Origin of the sequence: Dethiosulfovibrio russensis, from assembly GCF_021568855.1 — a bacterium.
Taxonomy (GTDB): Bacteria; Synergistota; Synergistia; order Synergistales; family Dethiosulfovibrionaceae; genus Dethiosulfovibrio; species Dethiosulfovibrio russensis.
On record NZ_JAKGUG010000002.1, the window covers coordinates 90,156 to 114,380 of the forward strand.

Below are 24,225 nucleotides of genomic sequence, written 5' to 3' on the forward strand. Positions count from 1 at the left end.
CCTCCCTTCGAGGAGACCGCCTCTTCAAGATCTGTATATTGTTATCTATTTTCGCAGAAAGAGCAACGGCAGAAGTAAAATTGCCGTCGAGGGAACGAGACCGACGGAACATCCGCCGCCACCGCCGGAGGGCGGGGTCTCACCCTTGTTGACCGCTTCCACTATGGTCTCGATGTCCGCCAGGGTGGGAGTGGTCAGTTTGTCTATCTCGGCCTTGTATTCGCTGAACTTGGACTGATCCAGGTTCTCTATGTAGATGTTTACCAGGTCCTGATAGACGTATTTACCCGTGGATATTTTGCTCAACACATCGTCGATGAACTTCGCTTTGTCGTGTATATCCACCGCCGTTCCGTCCAGGTCGTCGAAGGAGAGGCCACCGGAGCCGTTGGACAGGATGAACTCCAGATAGGGGAATCCGTCCTCGTCCTTCTTGAGCGAGGCGAGTTTCTCCGCCATGAGGTTTCTGCCCTTGAAGAGAAGGGCCTTGTCTCCGGAGGTTACCCGGAACCGGAAGGCGAGTTTCTCCGACGATCCAGATGCCATCAGCGATTTTCTCTGGGCCTCCGGAAGGGAGACGTCCAGTCCGTCGAAGTCCTTCGATCCTTTTTTGGTCTGCACCATCACGGGAGTGACTTTACCCTGAGCTCCCTCGTACCCCATGCCCAGCCTGGAAACGTAGGTGCTGTCGCCGGAGGCGGAGGAGAAGTCCAGCTCGGAGCCGGGGATCAGGGAACCGGCCATGGCCAGGGCGACCTCTTCTCTCTTGAACAGTGCGATCAGGTCTGTGTTGTCGTTTACCAGATCGACGAGATCGTCCGTTTTCACCAACGAGGCCCCTCCGTCGGAGCTGACCACATCGTCGCTGACGACGACCTTTTCGACGTCTTTGGAGTTTACGGAATAATAGGACACCGTCACGGTCCAGTTACGTCCGCTTCCGTCCTCGGCGGTAACGGCGTAGTTGACGGGGGAGCTGAAGTCGTTGGAGGTGATCCCGCTGACCTGTTCTACCCCGCCGACGGCGGCGCTAGCTCCTCCGGAGAGATCGAAGGTCGCGACCAAAGACGTCAGATCCGTTCCCTTTTTGACGTCCGCCGATACGGTGTATTTACCCTTGTCTATGAAGCTGTCGCCCACCTGATTCGGAAGGGTGTAGCTGAGTATGTCCTTTCCGGTTCTGGGAGCAGGAGCCACCGTGACGGTTACTGTCCAGTCCTGGGTGGTTCCGTCCTCGGCCGTCACACTGTAGACGACGGGAGATCCGAAGTCGTTGGAGCTGGTGCCGCTGAACTGGTTTACCCCGCCTACGGTTGCGCTCGCTCCACCGGAGAGGACGAAGGAAGGCACCAAAGAGGTGACCGAGGTTCCAAAAGGCACGGTTACGCCGACCGTATGAAGGTCTTCGTTTACGATGGAGCTTACCTGGCCTGGTATGGAATAGCCCAGAATCTCCTTGCCGGTTCTAGCTACATGGTTTAACCCGAAGGCCTTAAGGCATACGTTGGCGGTGCTGTTCACCGTGGTGACATCGGTCCAGGCAGATCCGTCGGAGGAAACATAGCTCTGTCCCGGCGAGGAGGTAGCCTTATCGGAGTATCCGATGTGTCGAGCCTCCATCGCTATGGGGTAATCATATCCAGGCGTGATCAATTTCACCACGATGGAAAAGCTATCTCCAGCCTTTACGAAGACGGGATATTCCAGCTGAACCGTACGGTATCCCGGCTCTTTCAGGGTTCCTGTCTGAGAGGGATATCTCTTGGTCCCGGTGGTTGGATAACCGGTGACGCCGGTGTAGACCGACAACTCGTAGGTGTTGCCTACCCCTCCGACGTAGAAGGAGACGGCCTCCACCAAAGTATCCTCTGCCGCGGTGAAGACGTTGGCCATCCAGGCGGTGTTGTCGACCATTCCACTGGGAGAGTAGGAAGAACACCACCCGAAGGGGTCGTACTGATATACCCTGTCGTAGCTGGCAGGATCGCCTCCTACGTAGGCGGCACCTGTGTCCAGCACGGCGTCCTCGTAGGACAGGTAGAAGTAGCCTCCGTCGCCCCAGCCGGAGCCCCAGGAGTTTTTCACTATCCAGGCTCCGTCGGAGGACGGCTGGTTGGACGGGTTGAAGTTGGTTCTGGAGTAGTTGTCGTTCCAGCCGACCACCGTGACTGCGTGGTTGGCCGACCCCACAGAAAGGCCGTCGGGGTTGCCAGAGGGGATATAGGACGCATAGGTGGAAGGGTTGTAGTAGGAAGAGTCGTCCCAGTTCCCACCCTGAGGGTCCCCGGCGTACATTCCCACCGACACAGCCCCGTAGTTCATAAGGGCGGTCTTTACGTTCTCCACGCTGGCCTTCTGATATCTGGTGTCGTTATCGTAATAGAAATAGTAGACGTTTCTGAGGGCCCTGGACACGGGAGCTGTGGCGCTGGGGGCGGTCGAACCGTAGGGTGCGTCCGCCTCGTTCACCGCTCCGGTTCCACGGGCCAGCAGGGCTATGGCTCTGAAGTCGTCTCCGCCGTTGTCCATAATGCCGGGAAAGTTGGAGGCGGTATAGTTTGCAAACCCCGGCAGCTCGGAAGACTGGTCGACGTAGCCGTAGTAAGCTATGAACTGCTCGGCGTAGTCCGGGCTGGTTACCCCCGCCTTTAGGGCGGTGGATTCCATGGAGGCCATGGCGCTGAAGGTCCAGCAGGCGCCGTATGGGTTCTGGTTCTTTACTTCCGTGACGTATCCCAGCTCCCTGAGGTCGTAGCTTACCGGAAAGGACGGAGCTGATTTTCCGTCCGACCAAAGCACCGATACCCCGGCCAGGTGGCTGAGGTCCACCGGAGAGGGTATACGCCCTCCTAAGACAGCTCCGGAACCGGCTCCATCGTTGTTTTTCTCGTGTATGCGCTCCATGTAACTTTCGAAAGCGGGATTCAACGGAGCCATTTCGGCCCATCCCGCCGCCGCGACCAAAGTTACGATCACGGCACACAGAAGGATCTTTCCCCAATTCTTCATGTGTCCACTCCCCTTTCTCGTTCTCTGCGGATAACTCTCGCCACCTTAAAGACAAAGGGCCTCCGACATCGGAAGAGGCCCTTTGTTTCCATTTAACAACGACACCCACGAAAGTGTCAAGAAAAATACGATATCTTGCCAGGTCACCACGGTTCATTTACCATATCGGCCTCTAATTCTTCGCGGCAAGGAGCGTCGGTAGACTTGGCTTCGGCGATCGATACGCAAAGCGATAATTACGAAACGCTCGTCCTCTATATCGCAGATTACACGTATATCGCCGATTCGATACCGCCAGTAACCTCTAAAATTACCCGTCAAGGCCCGTCCCCTATCACGAGGGGTCTCCAATGTGAGAAGTTCGTCCAGATAGCTCCCTACACGTTTACGATCTTCATTAGACAGGGCTTCAAGTTCCTTTCGCGCTTTTGACGAGAGCTCAATCGTCCAGGCCAAGACGGAACCTCACGTCCTCCCATTTATGGGTCTTAAAGTTATCTGCCTCCCAATCTTTATATCCCGCTTCGGCGGCCTCTATGTCTTCAAGGTCCTCAAGGTACTGGATCAATCCTTCCCGAACGTAAAAACTTTTGCTTCTGCCTTCACGGGCCGCCCGTTCGGAAAGTATACGGTTTAACTCTTCATCGAGCTTTACGGTGATCACGCTTTTCATCTACGACACCTCCAAGTCATCCGTGGTATTACCTATACTACCACGGCGATATATCCTTGAAAAGGCTCGTCACCAGGTAGCCACGGTTCCGTCCGCTCTGGGCTCGGTGGCTCCCACCAGGCTGCCTCTGTCGGTTTTCAGTATTATCTGTCCTCTGCCGAAGGAGTCCGGCTCGAGAACCACCGTTATGTGGTGACCCATCCGGGAGAGGGCCCTGGCCATGTCGGACGGGAAGGATTGCTCCACCGAGACGTCCAGCCCGCCGGTCCACTGCCATCTGGGGGCGTCAAGTGCCTCCTGAGGGTTCATCCCCCTCCGGACCAGGTTGGTTATAACCTGAAGGTGCCCCTGAGGCTGCATGTAGCCTCCCATTACGCCGAAGGGACCCAAGGGTTCGCCGCCCTTCGTGAGAAAGCCGGGAATTATGGTGTGGTAGGGCCTCTTTCCCGGCATAATCTCGTTTGGATGGCCCGGCTCCATCGAGAAGCCTAGCCCCCTGTTGTTGAGGGCGATTCCCGTTCCAGGTACGACGACTCCGGAACCGAAACCGGTGTAGTTGCTCTGTATCATGGAGACCATGTTGCCGAAGCCGTCGGCCGTGGCCAGATAGACGGTTCCGCCCGAGTGGGGATCGCCGGGCTCGGGCCGAGCGGCCCTGTCTCCCAGCAGAAGACGCCGCTCGGAGAGGTAGCCGTCGGACAGCAACCGGTCCACCGGGACATCCGCCATATGGGGATCGCATATGTAGCGGTGTCCGTCCGCGAAGGCCAGCTTCAGAGCCTCTATGGAGCGGTGGGCCGACTCGGGCGAGTTAGGATCGGAGGATCCCAGGCCGTCCAGTATCCCCAGGGCCATCAGGGCGACTATGCCCTGGCCGTTCGGCGGCAGCTCCCATACGGTAAGATCTCCGTAGTCCACCGAGAGGGGCTCCACCCATTCGGGAGAGTACTCCTCCAGGTCCTCGAAGGCGAGGAGACCGCCTGTTTCGGAGGCGAAGGAGACGATCCTCTCGGCCAGCTCTCCTCGGTAAAGGTCCCCGCCGTCGGAACGGGCTATCATCTCCAGGGTTTTACCGTGGTGCACCAGACGGACGATATCTCCCGGCTCGGGGGTTTTTCCGTCGAACACGAAGGTGTCTTTCCACGGGGAAAGGGCGGGGTCGCTGGAGGTTCCGTATTTATCCAGGGCCAGCTTCCAGTTTTTAGACACGGTAGGAGGCACGGCCACTCCCTGTTTCGCCAGATCCACCGCCGGGGCCAGAACCTCCGACAAGGGCAGACGGCCCATCCTCTTGGACATGGCCGCCCAGGTTGCGACGGCTCCGGGGACGCACACCGGAAGCCACCCCATAGAGGGCAGTCGGGAAAGTCCCTTCTTATTCAATAGGTCTCTCGTCAGGGCCCTGGGAGAAGGTCCGCTGCCGTTTATGCCGTAGAGCCTTCCGTCTTTGCATATTATGGCGAAGGCGTCGCTGCCCAGGCCGTTGCTGGTGGGCTCCACCACCGTCAAGGCCGCCGCGGTGGCAATTGCCGCGTCGACTGCGTTTCCCCCTTTTTTGAGCGTATCCAGACCGGCCTGGGCGGCCTGAGGGTGGGAGGTAGCCACCATTCCACGGGAACCGTAGACCAGAGCCCGTCTGGACGGATTGCGATATCTAAAGGCATCGAATTCCATTTCCCTGAGCCTCCTCGGTTTCATTCGATAAATGAATTGCTACAGCCGAACATTCGGCTGAGTTCCTTGGCCCTTTCGATCGAATAAGGCACAGCCATCCTTAAGAATTCTTTCGACATCCTTTCAAGAACCCCTGAGACACATATGGCTCCGACGAGCGATCCCTCGCTACCGAAAACAGGGACGGCCAATGCGGCGGAACCCAAACTTCTTTCTTCAAAAGATAGTATATAACCCTGATCCAAGGTTTTAGCTATGGATTCCTTAAGTTCTTCAAGGGTCGTGATCGTATTTGGAGTGTGCCGTTCATAAGGGGCCCTTTCGAATACCTCCTCTCTTAATTTCTCAGGACCCCATGCAAGCAAAACCTTGCTCGAAGCGCCGGATGGAAACTCTCCCTCCGATCCCTCGACCATCGTGTACCTCACCGGATGAGGGCTTTCTACCGCGCTTATACACATGCGCCTATCGTTACGTATGACCTGGAAACTTACCGTTTCCTCAAGATCGATTACCATATTACGAAGGACAGGCTTCACGATCCTTATCATGGGATTATTCCTCTCGAAAGCCTTGCCTAAAGAAAGCAATCTAGGACCTAGGGAGTAGACCCCACCCTCCTGACGAAGAACCAAATAACCCATATGTTCCATGGTTCCGCACAACCTCATAGCTCTCGATTTGTTTATTTCCACGGCACGGCATATATCAGCCAGAGAAACCCCGGATTCCTTTCCCTCCAGATAATCCAGGATCTGAAGACTATATTTCAAAGAAGAGTTAATCCTTTCCGACTCCTTGCTTTTTTCCCTTTTTACCATGAACCTTCCTCCATCCTTCAGAACTCTCGCTCAGTTACATTCTACCAAAGACTGAGACTTCCTCTATCGAAAAAACGGAATGGCATTCTACTTGACAGGACGAAGAAAGTAGGCAAAAATGATTTTGATTTTTTAGAACGACGCTCTAAATTTTTTCGAAGCCGAAAAGGAGGATAAACGTGATGGGCAAAGTCCCGAATCTCTCAAATGCCGTTATCGACGAAAAATCGACGACATGGCTGGAGGATATATATAAGAAAATACATCGTCACCCGGAACTCGGAATGCAGGAATTCCAGACGACCGTCCTTATCAAATCGATCATGGACGATCTCGGAGTCGAACGAATCGATCTGCCCGGCATGGATGTCGGAGCGGCATGCGTTATAAGGGGGGGAAAAAACGGACCCACTCTGGCACTAAGAGCGGATATGGACGCCCTACCGATTTTAGAGAAAACGTCTTTGGAATATGCATCCGAAAACACCGGGATCATGCACGCCTGCGGGCACGATTTCAACACCACGGTGATGCTCGGCGTATTGAAAAAGACGGTGGAAAAATATTCGAACGGCAATCTACGTGGAAACTTAAAATTCATCTTCCAGCCGGCTGAAGAAACACTGGAGGGAGCTAAACGCATGATAGAAGCCGGAATCCTTGATAATCCCGGCGTGGATATGATAATGATGTCCCACGGGGATCCGGACATCAACGTGGGACAGATCGCCCTGTTCAAGGGTTACAGCCATGCGAACTCGGATAATTTTTCCATAGAGTTGACTGGATCCGGAGGTCATGGCTCTCGTCCCTTTCAAACCCAAGACTTGATTCTTGCCGGATCTCACCTTGTCAGTATCCTTCAATCCATAGTATCCCGGGATATCGACGCCAGAGATCCGGCGGTCATTTCCGTATGCAGTTTCAACGCCGGGAACACATTCAACGTTCTTCCAGGTTCCGCAAAACTTACCGGCACGGTCCGAACACTCAGCGATACGGTTCAATCCAGAATCATCCAAAGAATGCAGGAAACCTGTGATTCTCTTTCAAGTCTGTTCCATATTGAGGCCAAGCTCGATTATCGCGTAGGAGTTCCATCATGCGTCATCGACGACGACGTGGAGAAGCTCATACGCGATGCGGCGCTCCGACATCTTCCGGAGGAGAGTATCATCTCATCCCCGACCAGGATGGGCGGAGAGGATTTCGCCTTCTATTCCAGGAGAGTTCCAGCCGGAGTAGTTAGGATAGGCGTGACGTCCGTAGGATCTCGCAAGAGAGGTTCTACCCATTCGTCCACTTTCCAGGTGGACTTGGCGGCTATTCCGGTCGGAGTGACCGTGCTCTCCCAGGTAGTCGATGATTTCCTATCTTCAGAGGAGTGACGATATGCCACGCTCAGCTTACTCGTATCTGAAAGACCCCTCCGTAATACCGGTGGAGCTGGCACCTGACGTGGACGGCCCCCTGGATTGCAGACTCGAGCTTCCCGAAAACATGGAGGCCCGTGCCGTAAAACTGCATCATGAAAGCGTGGTTTTCGATCTCCACAACCACGTCCACCGTTTAGCCGATAACATGCTCCGTGATTTCGAAACGTACGCTAGAAGCGGACGTATAGCCATGGGATACGACGGAATAGCCAAATCCGGCATGACGGCCTGCTTCAACGGCTATGGCGGCAGTGCTGGAAGACGCTCCAGTCCGCAGGCCTGGCAGTTCGAGGATATCGTATGGGACCTGGGCATCCGCCAGGCAGATATAGCTCATCATCAGGACGTTACCATTCTCGGAACCTGCGTTAACGATGTGGACAAGGCCAAGGCCACCGGATGTTGCGCCGTGTTCGCCAACGTGGAAAACGCCGGAATCATCGGTAACGAAATAGATCGCCTGGACGTCCTATACGGACTCGGCGTCCGTTGCATGGGGCTTTCCTACAATCAACGCAACACCATAGCCGACGGCAGCAACGAAACCCAGGACGGCGGACTGAGCAGGTTCGGAGAAAAAGTCGTCGTTCGTATGAACCGTCTAGGCATGCTTATGGATTTCGCCCACAGCTCGGATCGAGCGATATTGGACACCCTGGAGATATCAGACGCTCCGTGTTGTATCAGTCACTCCGTTCCGAAGGCTCTCAACACCCATCCGAAGGCGAAATCAGACGACATTCTCAGGGCAATCTCCGATGCCGGCTGGGTTTTCGCGGTACAGTCCGTACCGAACGTGACGTCTTCCAAGAAAGAGCAGAGCATATTCGACGTCGCCGATCAGATAGACCACTGTGTGGAAGTTATGGGAATCGACCATGTGGCCATAGGTACCGACTCCATGTTCGGAGATCACCTCGGACTTCACAAATGTATCTCCAAGATGATGGGACATCCGGCAAAGCCCTTCGTCGGAGAATACGTAAAATATCTGGAGAATCCCGGAGAAATGCCGAATCTGACAAGGGTACTGGTATCCCGCGGCTACTCTGACGACGACATTCGAAAATTGATCGGTATTAACGTAGTTAAACTGCTGGAAAAAACCATAGGCTAGGGGAACAGGAGATGCATACAATGACGGAAGACATTCGCGATGCTATATGGGCTGTTCTTCTCGGCATGGCAAGCGTGGCCATATTCTTCTACAGCGATACCTTCGTGGGAACGGTAGAGGCTCCAGCCCTTGCTGAGCCGAGTGTATATTCCAAAATCTGGGCCGTGATCCTCCTGATTCTATCGATCTCTCTGATGGCGCGTTCTATGAAAAAGAGAAGGCGTAATCGCGTGAACCCCCTGATGACCAAGGGAATTTTCCTGACGGTGATCTCGCTGCTGATATATCTTTCGACCCTGAAAAAGTTGGGATTCCTGCCGTGTACCATAGTCTTTCTCGCTTTTCTCATGACCTATTACAACAGACTAAGTTCATCGGCTAAAGGGAAATCAGGCGGGAATTTATGGAAGACCATGCTCAGGGCCATAACGATATCGACCGTCGTCGGTCTGACACTGAATTTCGTGTTCGGTTCCGTTTTCGGAGTCTACCTCCCGGCCGGAGAGCTTTTTCAGTGATTTGTGATCGTCGTCTCCAGTGAGACGAAATCCCATAAAAGGAGTGTATCATATGAAATTCAGGAGATTAGCGATATGTATCATGGTATCAACGATCATGGCGATGTCGGCCTTACCGTCTATCGCGAACGACAATTACGATTCATACCCGGAACGCACCGTCAGGGTGATCGTGCCATTCGGTCCGGGCGGAAGCGGGGATCTGACGACCAGGGCGCTTCTCCAATTCGTCGACCTGGGGAAACCCACCGTGGTGATAAATATGCCTGGAGCGGGATCCACCATAGGTACCATGGAGGTCTTCCACAGTAAGCCGGACGGATACACCCTGTTGGCCAACAGTCCGGCCGGCATGATAGTCGGAGGGCTCAAGGGACTGTATCCAGAGGCCGTATTCAGAGACATGATCCCCATCGTAATCATGGGAATGGATAACCCAGTCTTCTGTGTGGCAAGAAATTCTCCGTTCAAGACAGCTCAGGAGTTCTTCTCCTACGCAAAGGAAAATCCCGGAAAACTCAAGCTGGCATCCGTAGGCATGTCCACAATGTATACATCCGGATTGGTGGTCAAGGACGCAGCTGGAATAGACATAAAATATGTGGCATTCGACAGTTCCACAAAATCCCGCGCCGCCCTTCTCGGTGGGCACGTAGATTCGCTTTTGGCCACGATATCGGAGAATAAGAGCCTGATAGAGGCCGGAGACCTCCGCCCTCTCTTCGTCCTATCCGAAGAAAAATCGCCCTTTCTACCAGATGTACCCACTCTTATAGATCTGGGATACAACGTAACAGGTTGCCTCGGCACGAGAGGCATATGGGCTCCCGCCAGCACTCCTCGTCCCATTATAGATAAACTTGAGGCGGCTTTTATGAAAGCCGCCCAAAACAAGGGATTCCAGGACGTGTTCAGACAGGGAATGAGCATAGACCCCGTAGCATGGAATAGCGCCGCTACCAAGGCATGGATAGAGAAAAATTCCCCATATTACGGAATGCTGCTCGAAAAATACGGCAAGAAGTAGGTACAAACGAAGCGTGGAAACCTCAAAAACAGGTTTCCACGCAACTCCATACGAAACGAGGGGTTAACAATGGATATCGTATCGAGTCTGAACATCGGCATTCACGCTTTTTTCTCCGATATCACGGTTTTCCCGCTTCTGGTCTCAGGCGTAATAATGGGGTTGATCTTCGGGTGCATTCCTGGACTCACCGCCGCTCTGGGAGTATCGCTTATACTGCCCCTTACCTATATGATGACCCCCATTCAAGGTATATCCACCCTGATAGGCATATATGTCGGCGGAATATCGGGAGGATTGTACGGAGCCGTCCTGTTGAACATTCCGGGAACTTCGGCATCCATCGTCACGTGTTTCGACGGCACTCCACTGGCTAAAAAGGGCAGAGCAGCCGAAGCTCTATCGATGGGTGTATTCGCATCCTTCGTAGGAGGCACATTCAGCATGGTCGTTTTGGTTACCATAGCGCCAATGCTCGCCAAAGCCGCCTTGATATTCGGCCCCTGGGAATACACCGCACTCGGCATAATGGGACTCAGCGTGGTGGTCAGCTTGGCAAGCAAGGATATGACAAAAGGTCTTATTGCGGCGGTCGTAGGCATCTTTTTGGCCATGGCGGGAATGGACCCGGTCATGGGAGTCACGAGATTCACTTTCGGAATCTGGCAGCTGGACAGCGGATTTCCAACTCTCGCGACTCTGATGGGATTTTTCGCCCTCGGAGAGATGTTGACCCAGGTAAGATCTATGTCGACCGGTGAACCCCAATTCAACCCCATGCAGAAGAAAGTCTCCATAATTCCGTCATGGACCGATATAGCCCAATCCAAAACGGCGCTATGGGTAGGCTCCCTTATCGGAACGCTTATAGGCATACTGCCGGGGGTGGGACAATCCACGGCCTCCATGATCGCCTATTCACAGGTAAAGAACCTTTCGAAGCATCCTGAGGAATTCGGCAACGGCTGCATCGAGGGTGTCGCTGTTTCCGAATCTGCAAACAACGCGGTAAACGGCGGAGCGATGATTCCGATGATGACTCTCGGGATTCCGGGAGATTTAGTTACCTCCATATTGATGGGCGGGCTGGTGATTCACGGACTTCAGCCAGGTCCGCTCATGTTCAGGATGAATGCCGACATAGTGGGATCCATGTTCATCGCCTACGCACTTTCGAATTTCGTCATGGTGATAGTAGCCTTGGTTTTGGTAAGAGTTTTCGTAAGACTACTTAAGGTTCCGGCAAAGATACTCTATCCGGTTATACTGATCATGTGCATATTGGGTACCTTCAGCGTAAACAACCGCATATTCGATATATGGGTGTTGCTTGGAGCCGGGACATTCGGATATTTCTTCACCAACAGCGGTTTTTCCCTTCCTCCTTTGATACTGGGGTATATTCTGGGTCCCATAGTGGAGAGCAACTTCAGGACTGCCATAATATCTTCCGGAGGGAATCTGTCCGATCTGGCCGGACGACCTATAGCATTGGTCATATTCGTCATATCGGTCCTGTTCATAATCATGCCTCTGGTATCGACTCGACGGAAAAGGATGAGGATATCAAGATGTCCAGAATAAAAAAATGGGATATCAGGACTATAAAGCGTTCCACTACCGTGATGGCCACCTCTTACGGCAAGCCACCGCAGGAAAAGGAACACGTCATCGTCAGAGTGGAGGACGAAGATGGCGTACGTGGCTGGGGCGAATCCACGCCCTTACCGGAATTTTCGGGAGAGACGGTCGCCATAGTCAAGCTCGTGCTCACTAAATATCTTCTGCCGCCTCTTATCGGCATGGAAAGTTTCGATATGGGGTCCTTACACGAAAGCATGGACATATCGATATACGGCAACAATGCATCAAAGGCGGCCATAGATACCGCTCTGTACGACCTCAATGCAAAGAAACTAGGCGTGCCCATATATAAACTGACAGGAGGCAAGTACAGGGATAAAACAGCTATAAACCGTCATATAGGAATAACCGATATAAAAAAAACGGAAAAGCTGACGGAGGAATATATCCGACAAGGGGTAAAAAGCATAAAAATAAAAATCGGCGATAAAGTCGTCGAAGACATAGCGAGAGTCAAAACGGTCCGATCCACGGCCGGGAAAGACGTCAATATAAGAGTCGATGCCAACGGAGGTTACGACATCGGAAAAGCCGTAAAGTTCATACGTGGCGTCGTGGACTGCGATTTAGAGATGTATGAACAACTTCTTCCCGCAAATATGATAGACGAAGCCTCTCGATTGCGAAGAGAGTTCGGAATACCTCTATGCGCGGATGAAGGAGTGCACTCGCCCGCGGACGCAGCCGAACAACTCATGAAGGGCGCGGCCGATTTCATTACCGTCAAACTCATCAAGACCGGAGGGATATATCCGGCCCTTCAAATAGCGGGAATCGCTCAGGCGGCCGGCGTCGGCTGCGTCATCGCCAACACCTTCGATACTCAGATAAACTGCGCCGCATGCCTTCATCTGGCATGTTCCATTCCGTCGGCAAAAACCGCAAACGATCTAACATGCTATGCCACTCAAAAAGAGATGGCCGATACCTGTCATCGCCTAAAAGACGGCTACCTCTACGTCGGTCCGGAACCCGGCATAGGAGTACGCAGCCTGGCGGAATTCCAATTGGACTGAAAACCCACTTTCCCACCGCTTCCGTATAAGCTGCCGATACGAAACCGCAAGGTTTTTATTCTACAATAACGGGAGAAAGGGGTGATGGACATGAACAAAGGTTATCTTTCGTCGGTGACGTTGAAAAACCTTACCGCTTTTTCCTCCGTCACAGGACGTTTTTCACCGGGACTGAACGTGCTGGTGGGAGAGGGAGGTTCTGGTAAGTCTCACATGATGAAGTTTCTCTACGGAGCCTGCGAGGCTTCGCTGGGCCAGAGGAGTTTTCCCGAGAAGCTGACCAGGCTGTTCATGCCCCTGGGCGGACGGATCGGACGTCTGGTGCGGCGGGGAGAGGAGCTGTCCTCCGGTGCCATAGAGATCAGGAAGACGAGAGACGGCGGAGAGGACCACATTCTATGTTCCTTCGACGATAGCACGGATAGCCCGAGCGAGGTGGAGATGGTGGGAGAGAGGGAGTGGCTGGCCCACCCTCTCGAGAGCGTTTTTCTGCCGGTGAAGGAGATGCTGGTCCACGCTCCGAACTTCACGGCGCTTCATCGGGCGGGACGGCTGGCCTTCGACGATACCTACGCCGACGTAATAGAGAGGTCCATGGCCCAGCCGGAAGCACCTCTGGACGAGGACATGACGGAGCTGGCCCTGGATCTGGAGCGGCGTATAGGCGGCCAGGTGGTGGAGAGAGAGGGAGGCTTTTTCCTTCAGTCCGAGTACGACGATCTGGAGTTCCCCCTGATGGCGGAGGGGCTGAGAAAACTCGGCGTCCTCTGGAGGCTGATACGAAACGGTACCCTTACGGGAGGGAGCGTCCTCTTCTGGGACGAACCGGAGGCGAACGTCAACCCGTCGGCCATAGGGCCGATGATGGAAGTGGTCCTAGCGATACAGAGAAGGGGGGTTCAGGTTTTCCTGGCCACCCATGATTACGTGGTGCTCAAGGAGCTGGACCTCAGGTCGAGGGAGGGAGACGACGTCCGTTTCCACGCCCTGTTTCGAAACGGCAGGGGGATAGACATTTCCTCCACGGAGGATTATCCGTCGCTTCACCCCAACGTGATCTCCCAGGTTTTCATGGACCTCTACCACAGGGACGCCACCAGGGCTCTTCTGGAGTCGGAGGAGGGAGAAAGTTGAGTTGGACCAGAGAGAAGGAGCTGTTTCTCAACCTCTCGGCGGCGGAGAGCTGGATAAAGCTGGACGAGCCGGGAGAACCCCGTCCCATAGGAATGGCTCTGGTGGACTTCGTCATAGTGGAAAGGGAACGGACCATAATGGTGGAGGTGAAGGACCCGTCGGACCAGGGTGCCCCGGAGAGGGAGAGGCATTCCTTCGTGAGGCGACTTTCGGGAGACGAATATCTGGCGGGAAGGCTGATCCCCAAGGCCAGGGACAGCTACTGCTATCTGCACCTCATGGGACTGGACGATAAGCCCATCCTGTTCGTGCTTCTTCTGGGTCTGGAGAGGACCCCTGTGGAGGCGGCCCAGCTTCTGGCCACCAAGGAGAGGATCCTCTCCAAGCTGAGATGGGAATCCGACCGGCCATGGAGCCATCCCTACGTGAAGGACTGCGCCGTTGTGACGGTGGACGGCTGGAAGCGCTACCTGCCGAAATATCCCATAAAGAGGTGCGCCCCTAGAGAACGATGATCCCGTAGGCCACGGCGCCCAATATCAAGAGGGGGTCGGGAATTCTGCGCAGGCGGGTCTGTAGCCAGAGGAAGAGGCAGAAGAGCCAGACACACTGCAACCCCGACGATATAGCCGACTGTCCCGGGAAGGAGGCCACCGTACGAAAGGTTGTATCCATGAAGGAGATGAAGACCGACAGGAAGATGGCCATGAGAACGGGAAGGATAAACTTGGTCATGGCCTTCATACCCGGTGATCTCTTTATCCTGTCGAGACAGGAGAAGGCGACCAACGAGTTCGTAACCGCAGGGAGCACCATGGCTACCACCAGGATGGCTCCTCCCGCCGAAGTCCAAAGCCAAAGGGGACCGGAATAGGCTGTTCCCGAATCGGCCACCCTCTGCACCATGTCCCAGCCGGAGATGGCGGAGAGCTTGGATATTATGGGAGACGGCAGGGCGTTCACTATGGCTATATACTGCATGAGCCTTTCCCTGGTGTAGAGGAATATCTGAGACGACGGCCCGGCCAGAAGCCCTATGGCAAGTGGAATGAACACCGGGCCGCCTCCGAAGGTCATGAGTCCGGTGAAGGTCATCCCGGCCAGAAGCGCCAGATAGGCGGAGGATCGAAGAAGAGGGCAGAACACCACCAAAGGCACGCAGACAGCCAGCACCACCGACCAGATCCGCCCGAGGTCTTCTAAAACCGGACGTAGCCCGGCCTCGCCGGTCGATTCCGGAAGCCCGTTTTCCGCAGGGGTGGTCCAAAGCCCGACGGCCCCTGCGACCAGAAGCCCGAGCACCACCGACCACTCCAGGTAATCCGGAACGGTCATGCTCAACGTCGAGACGAGGTCGCTGTGGACGAAAAGCAGAGCCGCCACCGGCACCGCCATGACGTAGCGGAACCATCCGGGCCAGGGAGCAGCAGAGGTTATAGCCAGGGATATCATGGCCAATATGACGAAGCCGTTGTCCACCCCCAGGTAGAGCAGAGCCAGACAGACCAGAGAGAACAGCACCGTCCTGACCGATCCTATGGCCTCCGACCCCTGACGGTAGAACTTGAGCATCAGCCGACAGAGCATGGCCGACACCAGAGGGAAAACCGCCACGGTGCTCCTCTTGAGGAGCAGCATCTTGTCGGCGCTCTCCCCCACGGCAGAGAAGATCCAGGAGATGAGGACCACCACCAGCACCGCCATGGGGACCACCAGAGCGGAGACGGCCGCAAGCATTCCGCCGATTCCCGCCGCCCTGTAGCCTATGACCGCCGCCATCTGAGGGGCCGCCGGCCCCGGCAGGGTGTTCGACAACGCCAGGACGTCGTTGAAGGTGCCGTCGTCCACCCAGCCGTGTCTATCGACAGCCTCTTTGTGTATCGCCGGGGCTATGGCGGCCCCTCCTCCGAATCCCAGAAAACCGGCCCTCAGAAAAGCCGCAAAAACCTTGAATATCAAAGATCTCGCCTCCTCATCCGTCGATTATTCGTAAACGTCACGGGTAGACAAGGCTCTCGAACTTCAAGACGATTCCTTGACCCCGTGAAATACCGAGTATAGCACCGGCACGACTATGAGGGTCAGGAAAGTGCCGACGAAGAGGCCTCCCATTATGGTTATCGACATTCCCGAGTACATCGGGTCGAAGAGGAGGGGGGCCATTCCCAATATGGTGGTGGCCGCAGCCATTGCGACAGGACGGAGTCGGCTAACCGCCGAGTCCACCACTGCGTGATAGGGTTCCTTGCCTCCCTTGAGCTGTAGGTCCAGCTCGTCGATGAGTACTATGGCGTTCTTTATGAGCATCCCCGAAAGGCCCAGAAAACCAAGTATGGACATGAACCCGAAGGGTACTCCGAAGAGCAGCATTCCTCCCACAACCCCTATTATGGAAAGAGGCACGGTGAGAAAGATGACGATCGGTCTTTTCAGTGAATTGAACAGCCATACCACCGTGACGAACATCGCCACAAGACAGATAGGAAACGTCTTCTGGAGGGGCTCCTGGGCCTCCAGAGAGTCCTCGTATTCGCCTATCCATTCCATCGAATAGCCCGGAGGAAGCTCTATAGCCTCGATTCCAGGCAGGACCTGTCGCCTCAAGGTTTCGGCCAGACCGATGGCGGGATTGCACTCCACCGATATAGCCCTCTGACGGTCGTGCCTCTTTATCAGGGGATCCTCCCAGATCAGTTCCTCTCCGTCTGCCACCTTCGACAGGGGAACGAAGGCCATAGCTCCGTCGCTCCATACCTGAACGTCTCCCAGAGAACCTACAGAGGTCCTCTCCTCCTCTGGGGGACGGGAGACTATCGGAATAAGATCGTCTCCCTCACGGTAGATTCCCACCCGACTTCCCCCGTAGGTCCACTGAAGGGCCTGATGGAGGTTGTTTCTGCTGACTCCGGCCTGCCTGGCCTTGCTTTCGGAGAAAATCGGCCTCAAGACGTGGACAGGCTGTCTCCAGTCGGTACGCAGGTCGGCCACGTTGGGGTTTTCCCTCATCACCTCCAAGGCCCGGTCCGCCAGCTCCTTCAATACCTCGACGTCTGGGCCTCTGAAACGGACCCCCACCTTGTACTCCAGCCCCGGGCCGTTGGGCAGCTTGGTGCAGTGGGACTCCGCGTCGGGGTAGTTTTCGTATATATGCTCCTCTATATGGTCTATCAGTCCGTCGATCCTGGACACGTCGTCGACCTGGACCAGTAGCTGACCGTAACTGCCGTTGGGAGATTCGTAGTTGTAGGACAGCACGAAGCGCAGAGTCCCCTCTCCCACGAAGGACGCCACCGACTCCACTCCCTCAAGTTCCGATACGAAGTCGCCTATGGAGGACGTGTCCCTGTAGGTCTCGTCTATGTGGGATCCCTGAGGTTTCCAGTAGTTGACGTAGAACCGTTTCTGGGTCGAGTCGGGGAAGAAGGTCTGAGGCACGGCCCCGAAGCCTATCAGGGCGACGATCAGCATCGCCAGGACCGCCCCGATCGTGATCCACCGATGGGCCAGACAGGATTGAAGCGCCCTTCGGTAGAACCGGTAGAGAGGCCTGTCGTAGGGATCGGTCGTTTCCTTGGGTATCTTCAGAAACCACACGCACAGAAGTGGCGTCACAGTGACCGCCAGTATCCAGCTTATGGACAGAGACAGGGCCATTACCTCGAATAGGCTGTGGCAGAACTCACCGATGTTTCCCGGAGCGAACCCTATGGCGGTGAAGGCCAGTATCGCCACGAAAGTCGCTCCCAGAAGGGGCCACTGGGTGTCTCGTACTACGTCCACCGCCGCCTGCTCTCTGGTCTCGCCCTTCTCGACCTTGACCAGTATGCCGTCGGCCACGACTATGGCGTTGTCCACAAGCATACCGAGCGCAAGTATGAGAGCCCCTAGAGAGATCTTCTGAAGATCTATGTCTAGAAGAAACATTCCCAAAAAGGTGGCGAGTATGGTGAGAAGCAGTATGAAGCCTATAAGAAGACCGCTCTGCCATCCCATGAAGACCATAAGCACCGCTATGACGATTCCCACCGCCTCGGCGAGGTTGGTTATGAATACCGACACAGACTCGGTCACTATGTCGCTCTGATAGTAGACCGGTGAAAGCTCCATCCCCAGAGGTCTGTTCGACTCTATTTCGGCCAGGGTCTCCCTTATGGAATTTCCCATGGTTATGACGTTGCCGCCGGACACGGTGGAGATCCCTATTCCTATGGCGGGTTTGCCGTCGAACTCCATGATCCTCTCCGGCGGGTCCTGGTATCCTCTGGTGACAGTGGCCACGTCGCCCAGCCGAACCAGCCCTTTCATTCCACCTATGAGCAGGTCGCCTATGGCCGATTCGTCCGGAAAGGCGCCGGTAGGGGAGATGCGGACGTATTCTCCGTCCATCTCCACGTTTCCCGCCGTCTCCACCAGGTTCTGTCCCGAGAGGGTGGCGTATATGCTTGCCGGAGGTATGCCCAGTTCGGCCAGTCGGGACCGTTTGAACTCGACGTAGATCCGCTCCTCCCTGGTTCCCCATATGGACACCTTTGCCACGTCGTCGCACAGAAGCAGTTCCTTCTTGAGGTCCTTTGCGTAGTCCTCCAGCTGCTTCATGGTGTAGCCCTTTCCGGTCAGGGCGAAGAAGACTCCGTAGACGTCGCCGAAGTCGTCGTTGACTATGGAGGGACCGGCCCCGGGGGGCAGCTGTCCTCTAACGTCGGACACCTTTTTTCTGAGCTCGTCCCATATCTGAGGCAGCTCGTGAGAACGGTAGTCGTCCTGCATGTCCACGTAGACCAGAGACAGTCCCTCCTGAGAGGTGGATCGGACCTCCTTGACCTGTCCCATGGACTGGACGGCCTCCTCCACCACGTCCGTGACCTCCTCCTCGACCTCCGAGGGAGAGGCTCCTGGATAGGGAGTGACCACCAGGGCGGTCTTTATTGTGAAGGTGGGATCCTCCAGCCTGCCCAGCTTTCCGTAGGCGATTATACCGGCGGCCACTATCATGACGGTTATCACCGCCATGAAGGTCCTCTTTCTTAAAGCGAAGGAAGCGGGATTGCTCATCGTTCAAGAGGGCTGACGGACATGCCCTCGGTCACGAAGTCCACTCCGGCGACCACTATCCTCTCGCCGGGCCTGAGGCCGTCGATCACCGGCAGCCTGTCGTCTCCTCCGACCTTGCCTAGCGACACCGACCTGGATCGCACCACCTTTTCGTCAGGATCGTAGACCCAGACGGACGATCCGCCGTCTCCTCGGGATACAACCGCCCCCAGAGGCACCGTTACGACCTCGGAGGAGCCCTCCTCGCCGTTCCAGAGGACCTCGGCGGTCATTCCCGGGAGCACCCTGACCCCTTCCGGCGCCGGGAAGGAGAAGGACACCGAGTAGGTCCTGGTAGCAGGATCGGGGGAGGAGCTCCATTCCTCGAGGGTCCCGGTCAACTTGAGATCCGGTATGGACGGAAAGGACAGCTCCGCCTTCGTTCCCTCCGACAGGGACCCTCGGACCAGGGCCCCCTCGGGGACATTGGCTGTAACCTTGAGGGTGGATATATCCAGAAGCCCCATGACCACCTGTCCCGCCGAGACCATCTCGTGGTTTTCCACCTTTCTCTCCGACACTATGCCGTCGAAGGGAGCCTTTAGCTCCGTGTCCTGAAGCCTGTGTCCGGCTATGTCCAGCTGGGCCGAGAGGTTTCTTACCGACGATCTGGCCGTGGTGACGGCTTTCTTGGCCCCATCGTACTCGGCCTGGGCTATGACCTTCTCCTTCAGCAGTGACTTGGACCTGCCGTAGTCGGTCTGGGCGTTTTCGAGGGTCGCTCTGGCTCCCTCGAGCTGAGCCTTCAACACCTCTATCTCGTCTCTGAAATCCCTGGGGTCTATCTGGGCAAGCCTCTGCCCCTTCTTCACCAGGTCTCCCAGCTGAACGTCCACCTTGGTCAGGGGACCTGCTACCCGGAAGGCAAGAAAGGCCTCCTGATCGGCCTCCACCACGCCGGGGTAGCGGCGATCCGACCGGATCGCACCGACTCCAACGGTCTCCAGTCCCACCGGTCTGGGTCTGGGGGCCTCGACGACCTTGTCCGAGTTTTTCTCCGATGCCATAACGACGTGGCTCCACAGGAACCACGATCCCAGTGCCAGGAACAGGACGGCACAAACCCATAGGATTTTCTTGTTCAACTCTACTCTCCTCCTCTTTCGCTGCTGTTCCATATTTTCTCCACTTGATCGGCCAATCCCAAGGCAAACAGAGTTCTCTTAAGCACGCTTCTCTCGAGCCCTTCCAGGTAATCGGGACAGTAGCTCTCCACCCCCAGCTCCCTGCCTATGATGTCCCTGTAGTCGGCGTGGAAAAATATGGGGGAACATATTATCAGCATCTCTCTAATTGAATCCTTGAAACTCAGGGATCCGTCTACCCTTCGAAGGAGCCTTCGGAAGGACTCGACTCCCGGCTCTATTGCCACCGAGTATGCGAGGTCTCTCAGATGTCCCGGGCTCTGAAGCAGCTGGTAGATCACACGACAGCACCAAAGGGGTTTGTCGTCGTAGAAAAGCTGTCCCATAAACCACCTGACGGCGGATACCACAGCCTCGGCCTGCACCGTTCGATCGTCCAGGCGATCCATATAGGGAGCGAGAACATCGGAAAGGGGGTTTTTCAGCTGAGGATCTATGGCCTTGTAGACCACCGCCTCGAAGAGCTTTTCCTTGCTGCCGAAGTGATAGTGGATGCTGCCGACGTTTTCTCCGGCCCTTTTGGCCACCTCTCTGGTGGTCACTCTGGAGAAGCCCAGTTCCGCCGCGAGCTCTCCCGCGGCGTTCACGAGGTTTTCCCTGGTTCTGTCTCCGCTGGAATATCCTGCCATGCCGTCACCTCCATGGATCTTTACGGAGAAGGATTTTATACGGTCGACCTATTTTAGTCAAGTGACCAATGTTTCGACAGGGTAAAAAAAGTCCGGCAGAGAGCCTACAAGGTTCTCTACCGGCCTAGCGAATCGCCTCGGTCAGGCCGCGACGGCTCCGGCTTTTATGGCCTTCGCCATGGTCTCCAGCGATTCGTCCGAGGCGGTCACTCCTATGCCGTAGACGACCGCACGGCAGAGAATACCCTCGGTGACCTCCATGTCGACAGGACGATAGAAGGGAACGTCCATGCCGTGAGCCCTGGCGCAACGGCCCCATTCCCTAAGGGAATCCCAATGTTTGGCATAGTGCCAGGAGTTGCCCGAGAGGATACCGCACCCCACTCCGGCCTCGGCGGAGGCGGCCTGGAATCTCTTCGCCGACTCTCCGTCCGGAAGGATATAGACCAGCTGGGTGGCTATCTCGCCGTCGGGATCGGGGAAGGAACGGCGCACCAGGCCGGGGACGCTCCCCACGGCCTCGAGGACCTTGGCCTTGTTCTCCCTGAGGGTCTTTATGGCGCCCGGCATCTTCTCAACCTGGACCACTCCTATGGCCCCCTGGATCTCGCTCATCCTGAAGTTCATGCCCAGGCCGCTTTTGCGCTCCGCTCCACGGTCTATGGACTTGTCGTGGACGTGTCCGTGGTCGTGAGCGTACTCCATGACCCTGTAGAGCTCCTCGTCGTCGGTGACGATCATGCCGCCCTCTCCAACGGTCAGAAGCTTATAGGGATCGAGGCTGTAGGGGCCCCACTTTCCGAAGGTCCCAACGTACTTGCCCTTGTAGGTGGCGCCCATGGCCTGACAGGAATCCTCCAGGAGAGGCAGACCGTAGTCGTGACAGACCTTGGCTATGGCATCCATGTCCGCCGCCGCACCGAACATGTGGACCGGCATGACGGCCCTGGTCTTCTCGTTTATCAGAGATGCCACGGAGGCGGGATCCATATTGAGGCTCTCGTCGATATCGGCGAACACCGGCACGGCGCCGCACTCGGCCATGGCCTCCACCGTAGCGATGAAGGTGAAGGGCGAGGTTATGATCTGGTCGCCGGGCTTGATGCCCATGGCCTTGAGTCCAACGTAAAGGGAGGCGGTTCCGCTGCTGACCGCCAGGGCGAAACGGGATCCCACCATATCGGCGACGGCCTTTTCGAATTCCTCAACTTTGTATATGCCGTCACGGCAGTCGTTGAAGGAATAACGGTGAACCATCTTCCTGTTGATAACGTCGGCTACTGCATCTATCTCTCTCTGATCGAAAAACTCAAAACCGGGCATTTAAAAGGCCTCCTCATAAATAGATATGACTTGCTCCAGAGTTATGTCCCTAGGGTTGTTCTCCATAGGTCTGGCGACGGCCATGGCCCTTTTCGCCATGTCCTCGAAGTTCTCCGAGGCTATGCCGACCTCCAGCTCTCTCAGGTTCGTCGGCAGATCCAGATCGTGGACCAGCTCGTCCAGCCGATCGGCACACTCGACGGCCCTGTCGAAAAGCCCCTCCGAGTAATTAGGCCCGCACAGAAGCTCCGAGGCCCTGGCGAATTTCTCCGGCGCCGCCATGGCGTTGAACCGAACCACGTATGGAAGAAGCAGGGCGTTGGAAAGACCGTGCCCCACTCCGAAGACCGCACCCAGAGGGTATGCCATGGAATGGCAGGCGGTGACTCCGGCGTTGGCAAGGGCCACACCTCCGAAGAGGGCGGCAAGCATCATCTCGCTCCTGGCCTCGATATCGTTCCCGTTCAAGGCTGCGACCCTGAGGTATCTGCCAATCCTGGCTATTGCGGCCTCGGCCATCATGTCGCTGAAGGGAGATGCCTGGCGGCTGGTATAGGCCTCCAGGGCGTGGGCCAAAGCATCCATGCCTGTCTCGGCTGTGACCTTTCGGGGCATGGATAGGGTGAGCTCCGGGTCCAACAGGCTGCAGTCCGGATATAGGTAGTCCGAGTTTATTCCGCCCTTGACTCCGTCGCTTTTGCGAATCAACACGGCGGTGAAGGTGACCTCAGAACCGGTACCGGCGGTGGTGGGGATCACGATCTTGGGAAGACCGGGCTTCTTGACCAGCCCCAGTCCCTGATAGGCCCCGGCGGAACCCTCGTTGGTTGCCAGAACGCTGACAGCCTTGGCCACGTCCATGGAGCTTCCTCCTCCCAGCCCCACGACGAGGTCGCATCCTGTGGATTTGAGCCGGTCCGCCGCCAAGTCGACCGTCTCCACCGACGGCTCGGGCTCCACTTGGGAGAACGTCTCTACGGAAAGGCCAGCCTCCTCCAGATAGGAGGTTATACGTTCAGCCGTTCCTATGGAGACCATTGTCTCGTCGGTCACCAACATAACCTTGGAGGCTCCTAGAACCTTCGCCTTTTCCCCTACCGTAGCCGACACTCCGGCACCGAAGGAGATCTTTCCAGCCATGAACATATCGAAATTCATTCGTCCTCTACCTCCCGAAGATATCTCTCTAAGGACTTTACGTCCTCCATCGTGTCTATCTCTATGGTGTCCCTGTAGGTTTCCACGCACCTGATGGGGTATCCCCTCTCGAGGACCCGAAGCATCTCCAGGCTCTCGGAGCGCTCCAGTTCGGTCTGATCCCAGCTGGAAAAACGCAGAAGAAAGTCTCTCCTATATGCGTAGGGCCCTATGTGCTTGTAGCAGGCAGCCTCTCCGACTCTACGGTACGGTATAGGAGAACGGCTGAAATATAGGGCGTTTCCCTTTTTATCGAAGACCATCTTCACTATGTCGGGCGAGTCGACCTCCTCGGGCCGCTCTATTCTCTTGGCCAGCACGGCGAGGGGCACCGAGGGGTCGCCCTTGAGGGCTTTCATCAGAGGGTCCACCATCTCCGGCCCAACCAGGGGGTCGTCTCCCTGGATGTTCAGCACGTATCTGGACTCTATTCGCTCCGCCACGTAGGCCACCCGATCCCCTCCGGATGGGAGATCCTTCGGGGTCATCATGGCCTCCCCTCCCCAGTCCTCGACGACCGAAGCGATCCTCTCGTCGTCGGTAGCCACCAGGGTCCTGTCTACGCCACGGCACCTCAGGGCGTTGCGAAGCACCCTGATCACCAGGGGGACCCCTCCTATCTCCATCAGGGGCTTGGCCGGAAGCCTCGTGCTGCCGTACCGAGCCGGTATCACCGCCAGGGTCTCGATCAAATCTCTCACCTCCATCTTTTTTCCTTTCACGTAGAAGTATCACAGACTAGGGGCGATAGTGGCACGAATAAAACGTTCG

Annotated in this window: 20 protein-coding genes; 8 read left to right on the forward strand and 12 right to left on the reverse strand. The window is 55.9% G+C overall.

The genetic code is table 11. The features are described 5' to 3' along the window. Window positions 1-45: 45 nt before the first annotated feature. From L2W48_RS02285 to L2W48_RS02305, 5 genes are all read right to left on the reverse strand, one after another. Entirely contained in the window at window positions 46-3,009 is a 2,964-nt protein-coding gene (locus L2W48_RS02285; RefSeq protein ID WP_236099002.1) for a lectin like domain-containing protein, read from the reverse strand. A gap of 153 nt (window positions 3,010-3,162) precedes the next feature. Continuing rightward, entirely contained in the window at window positions 3,163-3,465 is a 303-nt protein-coding gene (locus L2W48_RS02290; RefSeq protein WP_236099003.1) for a type II toxin-antitoxin system RelE family toxin, read from the reverse strand. Then, on the reverse strand, window positions 3,449-3,682 hold the full coding sequence (relB, locus tag L2W48_RS02295) for a type II toxin-antitoxin system RelB family antitoxin (protein ID WP_236099004.1): 234 nt from the start codon (window positions 3,680-3,682) through the stop codon (window positions 3,449-3,451). The genes L2W48_RS02290 and relB overlap by 17 nt, the downstream gene beginning before the upstream one ends. Window positions 3,683-3,751: 69 nt before the next feature. Continuing rightward, window positions 3,752-5,356, reverse strand: a complete 1,605-nt coding sequence (locus L2W48_RS02300) for a gamma-glutamyltransferase family protein (protein ID WP_236099005.1) — start codon at window positions 5,354-5,356, stop codon at window positions 3,752-3,754. 20 nt (window positions 5,357-5,376) lie between these two features. Continuing rightward, window positions 5,377-6,177: an IclR family transcriptional regulator gene (locus L2W48_RS02305; protein WP_236114851.1), complete on the reverse strand. Its 801-nt coding sequence runs from the start codon at window positions 6,175-6,177 to the stop codon at window positions 5,377-5,379. Window positions 6,178-6,359: 182 nt separating this feature from the next. Here L2W48_RS02305 and L2W48_RS02310 point away from each other — a divergent pair, with 182 nt between their 5' ends. The 8 genes from L2W48_RS02310 (at window position 6,360) to L2W48_RS02345 (ending at window position 14,584) form a co-directional block, all read left to right on the forward strand. Then, window positions 6,360-7,565 carry a M20 metallopeptidase family protein gene (locus L2W48_RS02310; protein ID WP_236099007.1) on the forward strand — a complete coding sequence of 402 codons (1,206 nt, stop codon included), beginning with the start codon at window positions 6,360-6,362 and terminating at the stop codon, window positions 7,563-7,565. 4 nt (window positions 7,566-7,569) lie between these two features. Further along, a complete protein-coding gene (locus L2W48_RS02315; protein WP_236099008.1) occupies window positions 7,570-8,730 on the forward strand; it encodes a dipeptidase in 1,161 nt (386 codons plus the stop codon). Between the two features lie 20 nt (window positions 8,731-8,750). Beyond that, window positions 8,751-9,248: a tripartite tricarboxylate transporter TctB family protein gene (locus L2W48_RS02320; RefSeq protein WP_236099009.1), complete on the forward strand. Its 498-nt coding sequence runs from the start codon at window positions 8,751-8,753 to the stop codon at window positions 9,246-9,248. Window positions 9,249-9,300: 52 nt separating this feature from the next. Next, window positions 9,301-10,275, forward strand: a complete 975-nt coding sequence (locus L2W48_RS02325; RefSeq protein WP_236099010.1) for a Bug family tripartite tricarboxylate transporter substrate binding protein — start codon at window positions 9,301-9,303, stop codon at window positions 10,273-10,275. Window positions 10,276-10,344: 69 nt separating this feature from the next. Beyond that, on the forward strand, window positions 10,345-11,859 hold the full coding sequence (locus L2W48_RS02330; protein ID WP_236099011.1) for a tripartite tricarboxylate transporter permease: 1,515 nt from the start codon (window positions 10,345-10,347) through the stop codon (window positions 11,857-11,859). Further along, window positions 11,847-12,935: a mandelate racemase/muconate lactonizing enzyme family protein gene (locus L2W48_RS02335; protein WP_236099012.1), complete on the forward strand. Its 1,089-nt coding sequence runs from the start codon at window positions 11,847-11,849 to the stop codon at window positions 12,933-12,935. Before L2W48_RS02330 ends, L2W48_RS02335 begins: the two co-directional genes overlap by 13 nt. An 84-nt stretch (window positions 12,936-13,019) precedes the next feature. Then, entirely contained in the window at window positions 13,020-14,069 is a 1,050-nt protein-coding gene (locus L2W48_RS02340) for an AAA family ATPase (RefSeq protein ID WP_236099013.1), read from the forward strand. Beyond that, window positions 14,066-14,584, forward strand: coding sequence for a hypothetical protein (locus L2W48_RS02345; RefSeq protein WP_236099014.1), 519 nt, complete (start codon window positions 14,066-14,068; stop codon window positions 14,582-14,584). Before L2W48_RS02340 ends, L2W48_RS02345 begins: the two co-directional genes overlap by 4 nt. Here the strand turns inward: L2W48_RS02345 and L2W48_RS02350 are convergent. The 7 genes from L2W48_RS02350 to kdsB all read right to left on the reverse strand — a co-directional run bounded on the left by L2W48_RS02350 (window position 14,571) and on the right by kdsB (window position 24,146). Further along, on the reverse strand, window positions 14,571-16,028 hold the full coding sequence (locus tag L2W48_RS02350; RefSeq protein ID WP_236099015.1) for a chromate transporter: 1,458 nt from the start codon (window positions 16,026-16,028) through the stop codon (window positions 14,571-14,573). The two genes, L2W48_RS02345 and L2W48_RS02350, sit on opposite strands and share 14 nt — an antisense overlap. Window positions 16,029-16,091: 63 nt before the next feature. After that, entirely contained in the window at window positions 16,092-19,121 is a 3,030-nt protein-coding gene (locus tag L2W48_RS02355; protein ID WP_236099016.1) for an efflux RND transporter permease subunit, read from the reverse strand. Further along, complete coding sequence (locus L2W48_RS02360) at window positions 19,118-20,245, reverse strand: efflux RND transporter periplasmic adaptor subunit (RefSeq protein WP_236099017.1); 1,128 nt, start codon at window positions 20,243-20,245, stop codon at window positions 19,118-19,120. Before L2W48_RS02360 ends, L2W48_RS02355 begins: the two co-directional genes overlap by 4 nt. A 2-nt stretch (window positions 20,246-20,247) precedes the next feature. Beyond that, a complete protein-coding gene (locus L2W48_RS02365; protein ID WP_236099018.1) occupies window positions 20,248-20,934 on the reverse strand; it encodes a TetR/AcrR family transcriptional regulator in 687 nt (228 codons plus the stop codon). A gap of 141 nt (window positions 20,935-21,075) precedes the next feature. After that, complete coding sequence (locus L2W48_RS02370; protein ID WP_236099019.1) at window positions 21,076-22,257, reverse strand: DegT/DnrJ/EryC1/StrS family aminotransferase; 1,182 nt, start codon at window positions 22,255-22,257, stop codon at window positions 21,076-21,078. Further along, window positions 22,258-23,415, reverse strand: coding sequence for an iron-containing alcohol dehydrogenase (locus L2W48_RS02375; RefSeq protein WP_236099020.1), 1,158 nt, complete (start codon window positions 23,413-23,415; stop codon window positions 22,258-22,260). Beyond that, window positions 23,412-24,146: a 3-deoxy-manno-octulosonate cytidylyltransferase gene (kdsB, locus tag L2W48_RS02380; RefSeq protein WP_236099021.1), complete on the reverse strand. Its 735-nt coding sequence runs from the start codon at window positions 24,144-24,146 to the stop codon at window positions 23,412-23,414. The genes L2W48_RS02375 and kdsB overlap by 4 nt, the downstream gene beginning before the upstream one ends. Window positions 24,147-24,225 lie beyond the last annotated feature (79 nt).